This is a genomic window from Catenibacterium sp. AM22-6LB (genome assembly GCF_003435615.1).
GTDB lineage: Bacteria > Bacillota_I > Bacilli_A > Erysipelotrichales > Coprobacillaceae > Catenibacterium > Catenibacterium mitsuoka_A.
Window position 1 is genome coordinate 1 of record NZ_QTUM01000057.1, and the last position, 16,112, is coordinate 16,112.

The following is a 16,112-nucleotide window of genomic DNA, read 5'->3' on the forward strand; positions in this document are numbered from 1 at the left end:
AAGGGGCATGCCCCTTTATCCCAATTCCTTAATTCCAGTTTCATTTTACAATTGAGGTTGAGTAAAAAAAGTCAAAAAAAATTAAAAAAGCATTGATTTTTGCTTTGTATTATGTATAATTGGTAATCGACGCATGGCGTCAAATGCGTGGGAGGGTTTCGGCCCAAACGAACCACAGCACGGACAATATTTTAATGGAGGTGTGTACCGTGGCAAATAATGGTAAAAAAGTAGTAAGAATTATGAAGATCCAGTTCCCAGCAGGTGGTGCTAAACCAGGACCAGCTCTAGCAGGTGCAGGAATTCAGATGCCAAAATTCTGTACAGCATTCAACGATCAGACTAAAGATCGTCATGGTGAAACTGTACCAGTAATTTTGACTGTTTATGAAGACAAGAGCTTTGATTTCGTATTAAAGACAGCTCCAGCTGCTGAAATGATCAAGAAGGCTTGTGGTATCAAGAAAGCTGCAAGTGATTCAAAGCAGACTGTTGCTACTCTAAGTGCTGATAAGTTAAAGGAAATCGCAGAATACAAAATGCCTGACCTTAACGCTAATGATTTAGAAGCAGCAATGAAAATCGTTGCAGGAACAGCACGTAACATGGGTGTCAAAGTAGAAGGCTTAGACGCTTAATTAATTAGCAATCTGATGGAGTTGAATTCCGTCATTACAGTGGGAGGTCTATCCGTTAAGACCACTTAAGGAGGAAAGAAAATGTCAAAAAAAGGAAAGAAATATGTAGAAGCTGCTAAGCAGATTGAAGCTGGCAAGCTATATTCAATCGAAGAAGCAATTGAATTAGTTAAGAAGACTACTACTGCTAAATTCGATGCAAGTGTTGATGTTGTGTTCAAGTTAAATCTTGATACTAGACATGCAGATCAGCAGTTACGTGGAGCTATCGTGCTTCCTAACGGAACTGGTAAAACAAAGAGAGTTTGTGTTATCGCTGAAGGTCCAAAGGCTGAAGAAGCTAAAAACGCTGGTGCTGACGTAGTTGGCGGCCAGGATATCTTAGATGAAATCGCTAAGGGATGGTTAGAGTTCGATGTTATGATCGCTACTCCTGATCAGATGCCTAAGCTTGGTAGATTAGGACGTATTTTAGGTCCTAAGGGATTAATGCCTAACCCTAAGACTGGTACAGTAACTATGGATGTTGCTAAAGCAGTTAATGAATCTAAAGGCGGTAAAGTTAATTATAGAACTGATAAAGATGGTAACGTACATCTTCCAATCGGTCGTGTATCATTCGACAGCGCTAAGCTAGTTGAAAACTATGAAGCTATCCATGCTTTATTATTAAGAATGAGACCTTCAGTAGTTAAGGGAACTTACGTTAAGAACTGCGTAGTTTCATCTACAATGGGTCCAGCAGTAAAAGTTGCTGCTTAATTATTAATGCCGCAATCAATATACCGTAGACAGTAACTGACGCAAGTCTCAATTTGTTACCGAGGGATATTGTCATGTATGAATGACAAACTCCTAGGTAATCTAGGAGTTTTTATATAACGAGTATATTGTTGCAATAAAATTTTTATGGAGGTGTAACAATGGCTAACGAAAAAGTATTAGTCGCTAAACAGGCAGTCATCGACGAAATCGCTGATAAGTTAACAAACGCTCAGTCAGTAGTAGTTGCTGAATACCGTGGCTTAACTGTTGATGAAGTTACTGAACTTCGTCGTGCTTTAAGAGCTGAAAACGTTGAACTTAAAGTTTATAAGAACAAATTAGCTCTTCGTGCTACAGAAGCTTGTGGTAAGCAGGAATTAGATGAATTCTTAACTGGTCCAAACGCTATTGCATTTGGTCATGATGACGCTGTTGCTCCAGCTAGAGTACTAGCAAAATTTGCTAAGGATCACGAAGCTCTTGTAATCAAGACTGCAATCGTTGAAGGCAAATTATTGAGCAAAGAAGAAGTTATGGAACTTTCAAAGTTACCAAACAAAGAAGGTATGTTATCAATGTTATTGGCTTGCTTAAAGGCACCAGTATCAAAAGTTGCTAGAGCTGTTAAGGCTGTAGCTGACAAAGAAGCAGAAGGATCTGCAGAAGAAGCAGCTCCTGCAGAAGCAGAAGCAGCTGCTTAATATCGAAATAAAGGAGAATATTAAAATGGCAAAGTTAACAACTGATGAAATCTTAGCTTACTTAGAAGAAGCTACAATCTTAGAATTAAATGAATTAGTAAAAGCAATCGAAGAAAAGTTCGACGTTACAGCTGCTGCTCCAGTTGCAGTTGCTGCTGCTGCTGAAGAAGAAGGACCTGCTGCTAACGTAACAGTAATCCTTAAGGAAGTTGGACCTACAAAGGTTAAAGTTATCAAGGCTGTTAGAGAAATCACTGGTTTAGGACTAGTTGATGCTAAGGGCTTAGTTGACAAGGTTCCATCTGAAATCAAGAAAGACGTACCAGCTGAAGAAGGTGCTAAGTTAAAGGAAACTTTAGAAGCTGCTGGTGCTGTTGTTGAATTAAAGTAATTTAATACAAACACAATTATAAAAGCCCTATTTTAGGGCTTTTTTCTTATGAGGAATGAGAATGTCACACTATTATACAAATGATGAAATAGAAAGCAGACCAACGGTTATTCACTTCGATTATCAAGGACATTCTATTGAGTTTCATAGTGATCGTGGTGTTTTCTCTAAGGATAGTGTAGATTTCGGTTCAAGAACACTACTTGACACCGTTAATCTAGAAGGTGTAAAATCAGTATTGGATGTTGGGTGTGGATATGGTGCTTTAAGTATCAGCTTAAAGATGGTTTATCCAGATGTCTCATTTGATATGGTTGACGTCAATAGACGCGCAATGGAACTTGCTAAACGTACAATTGAAGATTATCATCTTGAAGATATGCATGTATATGAAAGTAATGCATATGAGAATGTAGAGAAGACATTTGATATGATCATCTCTAATCCTCCAATTCGTGCTGGCAAGAGTGTTGTGACTACTATTCTTAAAGAAAGTTATTCACACTTAAATAAGAATGGACGCCTTGTGATTGTCATACAAAAGAAGCAGGGTGCACCAAGTGCTAAGAAATGCATGGAAGAAGTCTTTGGGAATGCGGAAGTATTGAAGCGAAATAAAGGCTATTACATAATTCAATCAATTAAATAATGAACTATAGGGAAATTGTATAAATTTCCCTTTTTGGGTTGACACAAAAGTACCCTTGTGCTAGTATACTAAAATGCCTACTCATGTATAAAAGCAGGTCATTTTGACCCTTTTTAGCTTGCAGATAGAGATTAAAAAAGGAGTGGAACGGATTTTGGAAAAGAATGTAAGAACTGCAGAAAGCCGCATTAAGCGACGCAATTATTCTCGTATTAGTGGTTCTTTGAAACTACCTAACCTTGTCGAAATTCAGACAGATTCATTTAAGTGGTTTCAGGAAAAAGGTATAAGAGAAGTATTTGAGGATATTTATCCTATCACAAATTTTAACGACACATTATCATTGGAGTTTGTAGACTGTCGTTTTGATGAGCCTAAATATGATGCAGATGAAAGTAAAGAAAGAGATGCAATCTATGCAGCTCCTTTGCGTGCTACTTTACGTCTTGTAAATAAGAAAACTGGAGAAATCAAGACAAGTGAAGTATTTATGGGTGATTTCCCATTAATGACAGATTCAGGTACATTTGTTGTTAATGGTGCAGAACGTGTTATCGTTTCACAGTTAGTTCGTTCTCCAGGAGCTTATTTTGGTAATGGAACAGACAAGATTGGTAAGATTGTCTTCAATGGACAGGTGATCCCATCTCGTGGTACTTGGTTAGAATTCGAAAATGATGCCAAGGATGTTCTAAATGTTCGTATTGACCGTCAGAAGAAGATTCCAGGTACTATTCTTTTACGTGCTCTAGGACTTTCTTCAAATGAAGATATTATTGAAGTTTTCGGAGAACACCAGTTCCTCTACAATACATTTGAAAAGGATCCAACACATAACACTGATGATGCGTTGATGGAAATTTATAGTAAATTGAGACCAGGTGAACCAGCTACTTTAGATGGTGCTAACTCATTACTATTTGCGCGTTTCTTCGATCCAAAGCGTTATGATTTAGCAAAAGCAGGTCGTTTTAAGCTACGTAAGAAATTAAGCTTATTAGATCGTATCGCTGATCGTGTTCTTGCTGAAGATGTTGTTGACGTTGATGGCAACGTTGTAATGACAGAAGGTACTAAGATTACTAAAGATAAATTAGAAATCTTAAAGCCAGTATTTGAAGCAGGTGCACATACAAAAGAAATTAAAACTAACGAAAATATGCATTCTAATCATACTATTCAGGTATTAGATGTATATACAGATGAATCTAAGTCTATCAAGATGAGAGTAATCGGTACTGATCTTTCATTAGATAGTAAGTTTGTCACTATTTCAGACTTTATTGCTGCATATTCTTATATGCTTAACCTTGTTGATATCTTTGATTCTCAGGACTTAGCAGCAGAAGATAGAGTGTCTTTAATGAGCCGTATTGGTTTATTAGATGATATCGACCATTTAGGTAACAGACGTGTTAGAACTGTTGGTGAATTAGTTCAGAACCAGTTCCGTATTGGTTTATCACGTATGGAAAGAGTAGTTAAGGAAAGAATGTCTTTAGCTGAAGATGATTCTATGACTCCACAGTCATTAACAAACATTCGTCCATTAACTGCTGCAATCAAAGAATTCTTCGCAAGTTCTCAGTTATCTCAGTTCATGGACCAGATTAACCCACTTGCCGAATTAACAAACAAGAGACGTCTTTCTGCCTTAGGTCCTGGTGGTTTATCAAGAGACCGTGCAGGTTATGAAGTACGAGACGTCCATCCATCTCACTATGGTAGAATCTGTCCAATCGAAACACCAGAAGGTCCTAACATCGGGTTGATTTCTACACTTGCATCTTATGCAAAAGTAAATGAATATGGATTCATTGAAACTCCATATCGTAAAGTAAATAACTGCGTTATTGATGAAAATGATATTCGTTATTTAACAGCAGATGAAGAAAAGAATTATATTATTGCTCAGGCAAAAGTTAAGACTGATGAAAATGACCGTATTATTGATGAACAGGTTATTTCACGTCATTTAGGTGAAAACATCATGGCTAAGCCAGAAGAAATCGACTTCATCGATATCTCACCTAAACAGATCGTATCAGTTGCATCTTCATGTATCCCATTCTTGGAAAACGATGATGCCACTCGTGCCCTTATGGGATGTAACATGCAGAGACAGGCTGTACCTCTATTAAATCCACATGCGCCTTATGTAGGAACAGGTATGGAATTCCAGGCTGCAAGAGACTCTGGTGCTGCAGTTGTTGCGAAAGAAGAAGGAACTGTTAAATATGCTGACGCTAAGAAGATCATCGTTGAAGGTGAAAGTGGCGAAAAGACATACAAGTTATTAAAGTTCACTGTATCTAACGCTGGTACATGTATCAACCATCGTCCAATTGTTATGGCTGGTGAACATGTTCTTAAGGGTCAGGTTCTTGCTGATGGACCAGCTATGGAACAGGGTGAATTAGCATTAGGACAGAACGTTCTTGTAGGTTTCATGACATGGAATGGTTATAACTACGAAGATGCTGTCATCATGAATGAAAAGCTTGTAAAAGAAGACTACTATACTTCTATCCACATTCAGGAATATACAATTGAATGTCGTGATACAAAGCTTGGCCCTGAAGAAATTACTAGAGATATCCCTAACGTAGGTGATGATGCTCGTTCTAACTTAGACGAAAACGGTATTATCCGTGTTGGTGCTGAAGTTAAGGAAGGCGATATCTTAGTTGGTAAAGTCACTCCTAAGGGACAGGCAGAATTATCTGCAGAAGAAAAACTATTATTAGCTATCTTTGGTGAAAAATCTAGAGAAGTTAAAGATAACTCATTAAGAGTACCTCATGGTGGTTCTGGTATCGTACATCGTATCAGAGTATTCACTCGTAGAGGTAAAGAAAGAAAGACTGAAAACAAGTATGGTTCAGCAAACTCTCTTGCTTATAAAGAAGTTGAAAGAGATGATTTACAGCCAGGTGTAAACAAGGTTATTAAAGTATATATCGTTCAGAAGCGTAAGATTTCTGAAGGGGATAAGATGTCAGGTAGACACGGTAACAAGGGTGTCATCTCTAAGATCTTACCAACAGAAGATATGCCTCATTTACAGGACGGTACACCACTTGATATCATGCTTAACCCATTAGGGGTACCATCTCGTATGAACATCGGTCAGGTATTAGAATTACACTTAGGTTATGCTGCTAGACAGTTAGGTGGTCAGTATTTCGCTACTCCAGCCTTTGATGGTATCAATTCTAAGGACTTAGAAAATATCATGAAGGAAGCTGGTATGCCAGAAAATGGTAAACAGAAAGTTATTTCTGGTAAAACTGGTGAATATTTCGATAACGAAGTATCAGTTGGTATCATGTACATGATCAAGTTATGTCACATGGTTGATGATAAGTTACATGCAAGATCAGTAGGTCCTTACTCACTTGTTACTCAGCAGCCACTTGGTGGTAAAGCTCAGAACGGTGGTCAGAGATTCGGGGAAATGGAAGTATGGGCACTTGAAGCTTATGGTGCAGCATATACATTACGTGAAATCTTAACAGTTAAGTCAGATGACGTTGTAGGACGTGTTAAGACTTATGAAGCAATTGTTAAGGGACAGAAGTTACCTGAACCAGGATTACCTGAATCATTCAGAGTATTAAAGAAAGAATTACAGGCATTGGCATTAGATATTCGTCTATTAGATGATGAAGGTAATGAAATCAATGTAGGTAATATCGAAGATGAAGATCGTCGTTTCCCTCGTTCATTCGATGCGCCTAAGAAGCCAAAAGAAGATGAAGAAAATGATGATAAAGAAGAAAAAGAAGATGAAGAAGTTGACACTCACGAAGAATTCGTTGCCGAAGGTGAAGATGAAATCGTAGAAGACAGCTTCGATGATGATGAAGCTCCAGAATCAGTCGATGATATTATCGAAGGATTATTTGGAAAAAGCGGTGAGGAGGAAGAATAATGGCAGAGAATAATAATTTTTCAGCAATTCAGATCGGTTTAGCCTCTCCTGAGAAGATTCGTGAATGGTCATATGGCGAAGTCAAAAAACCTGAAACAATCAACTATCGTTCACAGAAGCCTGAAAAAGATGGTTTATTTTGTGAAAGAATCTTTGGTCCAACTAAGGACTGGGAATGTGCTTGTGGTAAATATAAGAAAGTAAGATATAAAGGTGTTGTCTGCGACCGTTGTGGTGTCGAAGTCACTCGTTCTTCAGTAAGAAGAGAAAGAATGGGTCATATCGAATTAGCTACTCCAGTAGCACATATCTGGTATTTAAAGGGAGTTCCATCTCGTATGGGACTTATCCTTGATATGTCACCTAAACAGTTAGAAGAAATCATCTACTTCGTATCTTATGTTGTTACTGATAAAGGTTCTACACCACTTGAATACAAGCAGGTATTATCTGAAAGAGATTACCGTAACTGTGTTGAAAAGTTCGGTGGTCAGTTCCAGGCTAAAATCGGTGCTGAGGCAATCAAAGTATTATTACAGAAGGTTGACTTAGATGCTGAACTTGAAGATGTAGAAACTCAGTTAAAAGAAGCTCAGGGTCAGAAGAGACAGAAGTTATTAAAGAGACTTGAAGCAATTGACGCATTCAGAAGCTCTAATAACCAGCCAGAATGGATGATTATGGATGTTCTTCCAGTTATTCCACCTGATTTAAGACCAATGCTTCAGCTAGACGGTGGTCGTTTTGCGACAAGTGACTTAAACGACTTATATAGACGTGTCATTACTCGTAACAACCGTTTAAAGAAATTATTAGAATTAGGTACACCTAGTATCATCGTACAGAATGAAAAGCGTATGCTTCAGGAAGCCGTTGATGCTTTAATTGATAATGGTAGACGTTCTAAGCCTATTACAGGTGCTGGAGGAAGAGCGTTAAAATCTCTTTCACATACACTTAAAGGTAAACAGGGACGTTTCAGACAGAACTTACTTGGTAAGCGTGTAGACTACTCTGGACGTTCAGTTATCGCTGTAGGACCTACATTAAAGATGTACCAGTGTGGTATTCCAAGAGAAATGGCTGTTAACTTATTTAAGCCATTCGTTATCTCTGGATTAGTAAGAAACGAATTAGCAACTAATATCAAAGCTGCTGAACGTATGATTGATAAGATGGATGATAAGATCTGGCCAATCGTTGAAGATGTTATCAAACATCACCCAGTATTATTAAACCGTGCCCCTACATTACATAGATTAGGTATCCAGGCTTTCGAACCTAAGCTAGTAGAAGGTCGTGCCATCCGTCTTCACCCATTAGCATGTCCAGCATTCAATGCCGACTTCGATGGTGACCAGATGGCTATCCATGCACCTCTTGGTGAAGAAGCAATTCAGGAAGCAAGACAGTTAATGCTTGGTTCTAGAAATATCCTTGGTCCAAAAGATGGTAAACCTATCGTTACTCCATCACAGGACATGGTGCTTGGTAACTATTACTTAACAACAGAAAAAGCTGATCAGATTGGTGAAGGTACAGTATTCGCTGATGTAAATGAAGTATTAATGGCTTATTACAATAAGACTGTTAACTTACATACAAGAATTGCGATTCGTGCTTCAGCATTAAAGAATAAGACATTCACTGAAGAACAGAACAACATGTACTTAGTCACTACAGTAGGTAAGATTATCTTCAACCAGATCTTTGAAGGTGAATTCCCATACTTAAATGATCCAGATAAGGCAAGCTTAAAAGCAACTCCTATGAAATATTTCTTACCTTATGGTACAGATATCAAGGAACATATTAAGAATCAGCCTTTAATCAAGCAGTTCACTAAGAAGACTCTTGGAGCAATCATCGATGAATACTTCAAGATCTGTCCAGTTGATGAAATCCATGTCATGCTTGATAGATTAAAGAATCAGGGATTCTATTATTCAACTATCGCTGGTATTACAGTATCAGCTTACGATATTCAGATTCCTCAGGATAAGTATCACTTATTCGATGATGCTGATGAACATCTTGAAGTTATCAAGAAGTTATACAACAAAGGTAAGTTAACAGAACATGAACGTTATACAGCCGTAATCAAATTATGGAATGACGTTAAAGAAGAAGTTACTGGTATCGTTAAAGATGAGTTCGAAGCTGACCGTGATAACCCAATCTTCATCATGTCAGATTCAGGTGCCCGTGGTAACATCTCTAACTTCACTCAGCTTGTAGGTATGCGTGGATTGATGAGTAACCCGAAGGGTGAAACTATCGAACTTCCTATCAAGTCTGCCCTTCGTGAAGGTTTAACTGCATCAGAATTCTTCATTTCTACACATGGTGCCCGTAAAGGTTCTACAGATACAGCCTTAAAGACTGCCGATTCAGGTTACTTAACAAGACGTCTTGTCGATGTCGCTCAGGAAGTTATTATCACAGAAGATGATTGTCATACTGATAAGGGATTCAAAGTATCTGAATTAATTAATACAGCTGATGGTAACGTCATCGTACCATTAGTAGATAGACTTATTGGTCGTACATCATTAAAGGATATCGTTGATCCAGCAACTGGAGAAATCATTGTTCATGCAAATGAATTAATGACTGAAAAATCAGCAAAAGCAGTATCTGATGCTGGTATCAAGACTGTTGAAATTAGAAACATCTTCGGATGTAAGTCTAAGAACGGTATCTGCCGTAAGTGCTATGGTCTAAACTTAGCAACTGGTCAGGAAGTATTACTTGGTGAAACAATCGGTATTATGGCTGCACAGTCAATCGGTGAACCAGGTACTCAGCTTACAATGCGTACATTCCACATGGGTGGTGTTGCCGGTGACGCCGATATCACACAGGGTCTTCCTCGTATCCAGGAATTGTTTGAAGCACGTGTTCCAAAGGCTAAGTCTATTATTTCTGAAATCAATGGACATGTTTCATCAATTACAACTCAGGGTGACCATAACAACCAGCGTTCAGAAGTGACTGTCGCAAATGATCTTGAAACTAAGACTTACTTAACACCAATCGGTGCTAAGTTAGCAGTAAAAGAAGGAGATATTGTTGAACCAGGTGATAAGATTACTGAAGGTTCTATCTCTCCAAAAGAATTATTATCTGTTGCCTCTGCAGAAGCTGTAGAAAACTACATCTTAAAAGAAGTACAGCAGGTATATAGATTACAGGGTATCGAAATTTCTGATAAGCATATCGAAATCATCATTCAGCAGATGATGAGAAGAATGAAGATTGTAGAAGGCGGAGATACAGACGCATTACCAGGATCTCATGTTTCAGTTAAGAACTTCACTGAATTAAACAGACAGGTTCTTAAGGAAGGTAAACATCCAGCTGTAGGTAGACCAATCTTACTTGGTATTACTAAGGCTTCATTAGAAACTGATTCTTGGTTATCAGCTGCATCATTCCAGGAAACTACAAGAATTCTCACTGATGCTGCCATCAGAGGTAAAGTCGATCCACTTAAGGGTCTAAAAGAAAACGTTATTATCGGTAAGCTATTACCAGCAGGTACTGGCTTAAGAGGACCTTTAAAGTCTGACGAAACAATTAAGAGAGAGGAAGAAGAAGCTGCTCAGCAGGCTGAACTTGAAAAATCAAGAGAAGAAGCTGAAAACTTCACTCCTGAATCTACAATGTTTGATGAAGCAGAAGAATTTGTTTCTGCTCACCATGACGCTTAATGAATAAGAAACACTATGGACAAATGTCCATAGTGTTTTCATATATAGGGAGGAAATTATGGAGTTTAAGGATAAAGTTGTAGTTGTTACAGGTGGGGGCACATGGAATAGGACAATCAATCGCAGAAGATTTCAAAAAACAAGGTGCTTTTGTAGAAATAATTGATAAAGTACAAGGGAATCACTATGTAGGAGATATTGCGAGTAAAGAAACTCTAGAATCATTTGTATCTTATGTATTAGATAAACATGGACATATTGATTATCTAATAAATAATGCATTACCACTCATGTTAGGTATTGATGAATGTAGCTATGAAGAATTTCAATATGCATTGTCTGTAGGAGTCACTGCACCATTCTATTTAACTAAGCTATTTAAAGAGTATTTTAATGACGATGCCGTAATCATCAATATTTCGTCTTCTAGAGACCGAATGAGTCAGGCTAATACAGAAAGCTATACTGCAGCAAAAGGTGGCATATCAGCCCTTACACACGCATTAATGATGAGCTTAAGTGGAAAAGTGAGAGTGAATTCTATTTCGCCAGGATGGATTGATACTCACGGGAATACATATACAGGGCCTGATGCTTATCAACAGCCAGTAGGAAGAGTAGGGAATCCAGAAGACATTTCCTCTATGGTTTTATTTTTATGTTCGTCAAAAGCAACATTCATCAATGGTGAGAATATCTGTATTGATGGTAGAATGACTAAACAGATGATCTATCATGAAGATGGTGGATGGCATTTGGATTAAATTGATAAAAAAACCAAAAAAAGTAGTTGACGAGGACTTTTATTTGTCATATACTGACAAAGGTGTCCGACGAGGGCACATATATAAAAACAAATTTGTGAAACACCCGGAATTGTGTGTTAGAATTAGAAAGGAGAAAATCATGCCTACAATTAACCAATTAGTAAGAAAAGGACGTAGCGAAAAGACTAAAAAGGGTAAGTCTCCAGCTTTAAATAGAGGTTACAACTCATTAGCAAAAAGACCAACTAATGATAATTCACCTCAGAAGCGTGGTGTTTGTACCCGTGTTGCTACAATGACACCAAAGAAGCCTAACTCAGCATTACGTAAATATGCCCGTGTTAGATTATCAAATGGATTAGAAGTTACAGCTTACATTCCTGGTATCGGTCATAACCTTCAGGAACACTCTGTTGTATTAATTCGTGGTGGTCGTGTTAAGGACTTACCAGGGGTTCGTTACCATATTATCCGTGGTACTATGGACTGTGCTGGTGTTAAAGATCGTATGCAGAGCCGCTCATTATACGGAGCTAAAAAGCCTAAGAAATAAATTTTTAAATTAATAAAATAGAGAGAGGAGAATTTGCCGATGTCTAGAAAAGGACGTATTGCGAAAAGAGATGTTTTACCTGATCCAATTTACAATAGTAAAACAATCACTAAGCTTATTAACAACATCATGTTAGATGGTAAAAAAGGTGTTGCTCAGAACATCTTATATGAAGCATTCAAAAAAGTTGAAGAAAAGACTGGAAAGCCAGCTATGGAAGTATTCGACGCAGCTATCAACAACATCATGCCTGTACTTGAATTAAAGGTAAGACGTGTTGGTGGTGCTAACTACCAGGTACCAGTTGAAGTAACACCTGAAAGAAGAATGACTTTAGGTTTAAGATGGTTAACTAACTATTCTCGTTTAAGAAACGAAAATACAATGGTTGATCGTTTAGCTAACGAAATTATCGATGCTTCTAACGGTACAGGTGCTGCTGTTAAGAAGAAAGAAGATACTCACAAAATGGCAGAAGCTAACAAAGCTTTCGCACATTTCCGTTGGTAATATCTTAATTACATATAAATTAAAAGAAAAAGTATTTGAAAGGAGAAAATTATGGCTCGTGAATTTCCATTAGAAAAAACACGTAATATCGGTATCATGGCTCACATCGATGCTGGTAAAACAACTACTACTGAACGTGTTCTTTACTATACAGGTAAAATCCATAAAATCGGTGAAACTCATGATGGTGGATCTCAGATGGACTGGATGGTACAGGAAAAAGAACGTGGTATCACTATCACTTCTGCTGCAACTACAGCTCACTGGAAAGGATATCGTATTAACATCATCGATACACCAGGCCACGTAGACTTCACTGTAGAAGTTGAACGTTCACTACGTGTACTTGATGGTGCCGTTACAGTACTTGACTCTAAAGCAGGTGTAGAACCTCAGACTGAAACAGTTTGGAGACAGGCTACTACTTATGGCGTACCAAGAATTGTTTTCTCAAACAAGATGGACGCTACTGGTGCTGATTTCATCATGTCACTTAACTCATTAAATTCAAGATTAGGTGCTAATGCTGTTGCATTACAGTTACCTATCGGTGCTGAAGATACATTCGAAGGTGTCATCGACTTATTAAAGATGAAAGCTATCTATTTCGATGGTGCTGAAGGTATCGATGTAATCGAAAAAGAAATCCCAGCTGAATATGTTGATCAGGCTGAAGAATATCATCAGACTTTATTAGAAGCAGCTGCTTCATTTGATGATGATTTAATGATGCAGATTCTTGAAGGTGAAGAACCTGCAATCGAAGATGTTAAAGCTGCTATCCGTAAGGGTACAATCGCTGTTGAATTATTCCCAGTTCTTTGTGGTTCTGCTTACAAAGATAAGGGTGTTCAGCCAATGCTTGATGCTGTAATTGACTACTTACCAGCTCCAACTGATATCCCTGCAATCAAGGGTGTAGATGCTGAAGGTAACGAAGTTGATCGTCATGCATCTGATGAAGAACCATTCTCAGCTTTAGCATTCAAAGTTATGACTGACCCATTCGTAGGTAAGTTAACTTTCTTCCGTGTATACTCAGGTGTTGCAACTGCTGGTTCATATGTATTGAACTCAACAAAAGATAAGAAAGAAAGACTTGGTCGTATCTTATTAATGCATGCTAATACACGTAAAGAAATTGATGAAGTTTATGCTGGTGATATCGCTGCTGCAGTAGGTTTCAAGAACACTACAACTGGTGATACTCTTTGTGCGGAAAACGATTTCGTTATCCTTGAAAAGATGGAATTCCCAGAACCAGTTATCGAATTAGCAATTGAACCTAAGACAAAAGCTGACCAGAACAAACTTGGTGAAGCTTTAGTTAAATTAGCTGAAGAAGACCCAACTTTCAGAACATCTACAAACCCTGAAACTGGTGATACTATCATCGCTGGTATGGGTGAATTACACCTTGATGTCATCGTTGACAGATTAAAGAGAGAATTCCATGTAGAAGCAAATGTTGGTGCTCCTCAGGTTGCTTATAGAGAAACTATTACTCAGGCTGCTGAATGTGAAGGTAAATACATTAAACAGTCTGGTGGTCGTGGTCAGTACGGTCACGTTTGGATCAAGTTCGAACCTAATGAAGGTAAAGGATTTGAATTCGTTGACGCTGTTGTTGGTGGATCAGTTCCAAGAGAATATATCGGTTCTGTAAAAGTTGGTCTTGAAGACGCTTTAGAAACTGGTATGATCGCTGGTTACCCAGTACTTGACGTTAAGGCTACATTATTCGACGGTTCTTACCATGATGTCGATTCATCAGAAATGGCATATAAAGTAGCTGCTTCTATGGCATTAAAAGCTGCTGGTAAGAAGTGTGCTCCAGTAATCCTTGAACCAATCATGAAGGTAGAAGTAACTGCACCTTCTGAATACTTAGGAAGCGTTATGGGTGATATCTCATCTAGACGTGGTATGATCGATGGTCAGGAAGAAAGAGGAAATGCTGTAATGGTTGAAGCTTCTGTACCTCTAGCTGAAATGTTCGGTTATGCAACAGACTTAAGATCATTCACACAGGGTCGTGGTAACTATACAATGCAGTTCGACCGTTATGAACCTGTTCCTAAATCAATCAAGGAAGAAATCATTAAAAAGAACGGCGTAAAATAAGAATAACTATGATTTTTATTGCAATTCTCAATAAAATCTATTAAAATAGTTATGTAAAATTTTAGAATTATATAGGAGGATAACCTTAAATGGCTAAGGAAAAATTTAACCGTGAGAAAACTCACGTAAATATTGGTACTATCGGTCACGTTGACCATGGTAAAACTACTTTAACAGCTGCTATCACTACTGTATTAGCTAGTGAAGGTCAGGCTAAAGCTATGGACTATGCTGCAATCGATGCTGCTCCAGAAGAAAAAGAACGTGGTATCACAATCAACACTGCACACGTTGAATATGAAACTGCTCATCGTCACTATGCACACGTTGACTGTCCAGGCCATGCTGACTACATCAAGAACATGATCACTGGTGCTGCTCAGATGGATGGTGCTATCTTAGTAGTAGCTGCAACTGATGGACCTATGCCTCAGACAAGAGAACATATCTTATTATCTCGTCAGGTTGGTGTTCCATACATCATCGTATTCTTAAATAAGTGCGATATGGTTGATGACGAAGAATTAATCGACTTAGTAGAAATGGAAGTTCGTGATTTATTATCTGAATACGACTATCCAGGAGATGACACTCCAATCATCCGTGGTTCTGCATTAAAGGCTCTTGAAGGTGATCCACAGTGGACTCCTGCAATCCATGAATTATTAGACACTATGGATTCTTATATCCCAGATCCAGCTCGTGAAACTGATAAGCCATTCTTAATGCCAGTTGAAGACGTATTCACAATCACTGGTCGTGGTACAGTTGCTACTGGTAGAGTTGAACGTGGACAGTTAAACCTTAACGATGAACTTGAAATCATTGGTATCCATGAAACTCAGAAGACTGTTGCTACAGGTATCGAAATGTTCAGAAAGTTACTTGACTACGCTCTAGCTGGTGATAACATTGGTGTTCTTTTAAGAGGTATCAATAGAGACCAGATTGAAAGAGGTCAGGTATTAGCTAAACCTGGTTCAGTACATCCACATAAGAAATTCAACGCTCATGTTTATGTATTAACTAAGGATGAAGGTGGACGTCATACTCCATTCTTCGGTAACTATAGACCACAGTTCTATTTCAGAACTACTGATATTACTGGTGTTATCGAATTACCAGAAGGAACTGAAATGGTTATGCCAGGCGATAACGTAGAATTCACTGTAGAATTAATTCACCCAATCGCTATCGAAAACGGTACTAAGTTCTCTATCCGTGAAGGTGGACGTACTGTAGGTGCTGGTAACGTAACTGAAATCATTGAATAATTTTAGTTCATTAGACTGTTGACTTATGTCAGCAGTCTTTTTTGTATGCCGGGCATGGCATATATCTAGGTGGTGAAAGTCCACTGTGGGGGC

12 protein-coding genes and 1 other annotated feature are annotated in these 16,112 nt (G+C 38.2%); all 12 genes read left to right on the forward strand.

Annotated features, from left to right (window positions below; genetic code table 11):
- The first annotated feature begins 194 nt into the window (after nucleotides 1–194).
- The 12 genes from rplK to tuf all read left to right on the forward strand — a co-directional run bounded on the left by rplK (nucleotide 195) and on the right by tuf (nucleotide 16,019).
- A complete protein-coding gene (gene rplK, locus DW269_RS10375; protein WP_117459723.1) occupies nucleotides 195–638 on the forward strand; it encodes a 50S ribosomal protein L11 in 444 nt (147 codons plus the stop codon).
- A gap of 81 nt (nucleotides 639–719) precedes the next feature.
- Nucleotides 720–1,400 (forward strand): 50S ribosomal protein L1, encoded by a 681-nt coding sequence (gene rplA, locus DW269_RS10380; RefSeq protein ID WP_117459725.1) that lies wholly within the window; start codon nucleotides 720–722, stop codon nucleotides 1,398–1,400.
- A gap of 5 nt (nucleotides 1,401–1,405) precedes the next feature.
- Nucleotides 1,406–1,524, forward strand: a sequence feature (ribosomal protein L10 leader region).
- Nucleotides 1,525–1,561: 37 nt separating this feature from the next.
- The gene (rplJ, locus tag DW269_RS10385; protein ID WP_006505727.1) at nucleotides 1,562–2,104 is read left to right on the forward strand and encodes a 50S ribosomal protein L10; all 543 of its coding nucleotides are present in this window, start codon (nucleotides 1,562–1,564) and stop codon (nucleotides 2,102–2,104) included.
- 25 nt (nucleotides 2,105–2,129) lie between these two features.
- Nucleotides 2,130–2,495 carry a 50S ribosomal protein L7/L12 gene (gene rplL, locus DW269_RS10390; RefSeq protein ID WP_006505726.1) on the forward strand — a complete coding sequence of 122 codons (366 nt, stop codon included), beginning with the start codon at nucleotides 2,130–2,132 and terminating at the stop codon, nucleotides 2,493–2,495.
- A 61-nt stretch (nucleotides 2,496–2,556) separates the two neighbouring features.
- On the forward strand, nucleotides 2,557–3,144 hold the full coding sequence (locus tag DW269_RS10395; protein ID WP_199410075.1) for a class I SAM-dependent methyltransferase: 588 nt from the start codon (nucleotides 2,557–2,559) through the stop codon (nucleotides 3,142–3,144).
- A 154-nt stretch (nucleotides 3,145–3,298) separates the two neighbouring features.
- Nucleotides 3,299–7,078, forward strand: a complete 3,780-nt coding sequence (gene rpoB, locus DW269_RS10400) for a DNA-directed RNA polymerase subunit beta (protein ID WP_117459729.1) — start codon at nucleotides 3,299–3,301, stop codon at nucleotides 7,076–7,078.
- Nucleotides 7,078–10,791: a DNA-directed RNA polymerase subunit beta' gene (rpoC, locus tag DW269_RS10405; protein WP_117459731.1), complete on the forward strand. Its 3,714-nt coding sequence runs from the start codon at nucleotides 7,078–7,080 to the stop codon at nucleotides 10,789–10,791. Before rpoB ends, rpoC begins: the two co-directional genes overlap by 1 nt.
- 92 nt (nucleotides 10,792–10,883) lie before the next feature.
- Nucleotides 10,884–11,555 (forward strand): SDR family oxidoreductase, encoded by a 672-nt coding sequence (locus tag DW269_RS10410; RefSeq protein ID WP_233502494.1) that lies wholly within the window; start codon nucleotides 10,884–10,886, stop codon nucleotides 11,553–11,555.
- Nucleotides 11,556–11,697: 142 nt separating this feature from the next.
- Nucleotides 11,698–12,111: a 30S ribosomal protein S12 gene (gene rpsL / locus DW269_RS10415; protein WP_022425216.1), complete on the forward strand. Its 414-nt coding sequence runs from the start codon at nucleotides 11,698–11,700 to the stop codon at nucleotides 12,109–12,111.
- A gap of 39 nt (nucleotides 12,112–12,150) precedes the next feature.
- Nucleotides 12,151–12,621: a 30S ribosomal protein S7 gene (rpsG, locus tag DW269_RS10420; protein WP_006505720.1), complete on the forward strand. Its 471-nt coding sequence runs from the start codon at nucleotides 12,151–12,153 to the stop codon at nucleotides 12,619–12,621.
- 51 nt (nucleotides 12,622–12,672) lie between these two features.
- Nucleotides 12,673–14,745 carry an elongation factor G gene (gene fusA, locus DW269_RS10425; RefSeq protein ID WP_117459733.1) on the forward strand — a complete coding sequence of 691 codons (2,073 nt, stop codon included), beginning with the start codon at nucleotides 12,673–12,675 and terminating at the stop codon, nucleotides 14,743–14,745.
- Nucleotides 14,746–14,834: 89 nt separating this feature from the next.
- Entirely contained in the window at nucleotides 14,835–16,019 is a 1,185-nt protein-coding gene (tuf, locus tag DW269_RS10430) for an elongation factor Tu (protein WP_006505718.1), read from the forward strand.
- The last annotated feature ends 93 nt before the right edge of the window (nucleotides 16,020–16,112 follow it).

Coding starts and splice junctions, on each gene's coding strand:
- fusA (WP_117459733.1), top strand. CDS start 12,673: ATGGCTCGTGAATTTCCATTAGAAAAAACACGTAATATCGGTATCATG.
- tuf (WP_006505718.1), top strand. CDS start 14,835: ATGGCTAAGGAAAAATTTAACCGTGAGAAAACTCACGTAAATATTGGT.
- rpsL (WP_022425216.1), top strand. CDS start 11,698: ATGCCTACAATTAACCAATTAGTAAGAAAAGGACGTAGCGAAAAGACT.
- rplA (WP_117459725.1), top strand. CDS start 720: ATGTCAAAAAAAGGAAAGAAATATGTAGAAGCTGCTAAGCAGATTGAA.
- DW269_RS10395 (WP_199410075.1), top strand. CDS start 2,557: ATGTCACACTATTATACAAATGATGAAATAGAAAGCAGACCAACGGTT.
- rplL (WP_006505726.1), top strand. CDS start 2,130: ATGGCAAAGTTAACAACTGATGAAATCTTAGCTTACTTAGAAGAAGCT.
- rpoC (WP_117459731.1), top strand. CDS start 7,078: ATGGCAGAGAATAATAATTTTTCAGCAATTCAGATCGGTTTAGCCTCT.
- rplJ (WP_006505727.1), top strand. CDS start 1,562: ATGGCTAACGAAAAAGTATTAGTCGCTAAACAGGCAGTCATCGACGAA.
- rplK (WP_117459723.1), top strand. CDS start 195: ATGGAGGTGTGTACCGTGGCAAATAATGGTAAAAAAGTAGTAAGAATT.
- rpsG (WP_006505720.1), top strand. CDS start 12,151: ATGTCTAGAAAAGGACGTATTGCGAAAAGAGATGTTTTACCTGATCCA.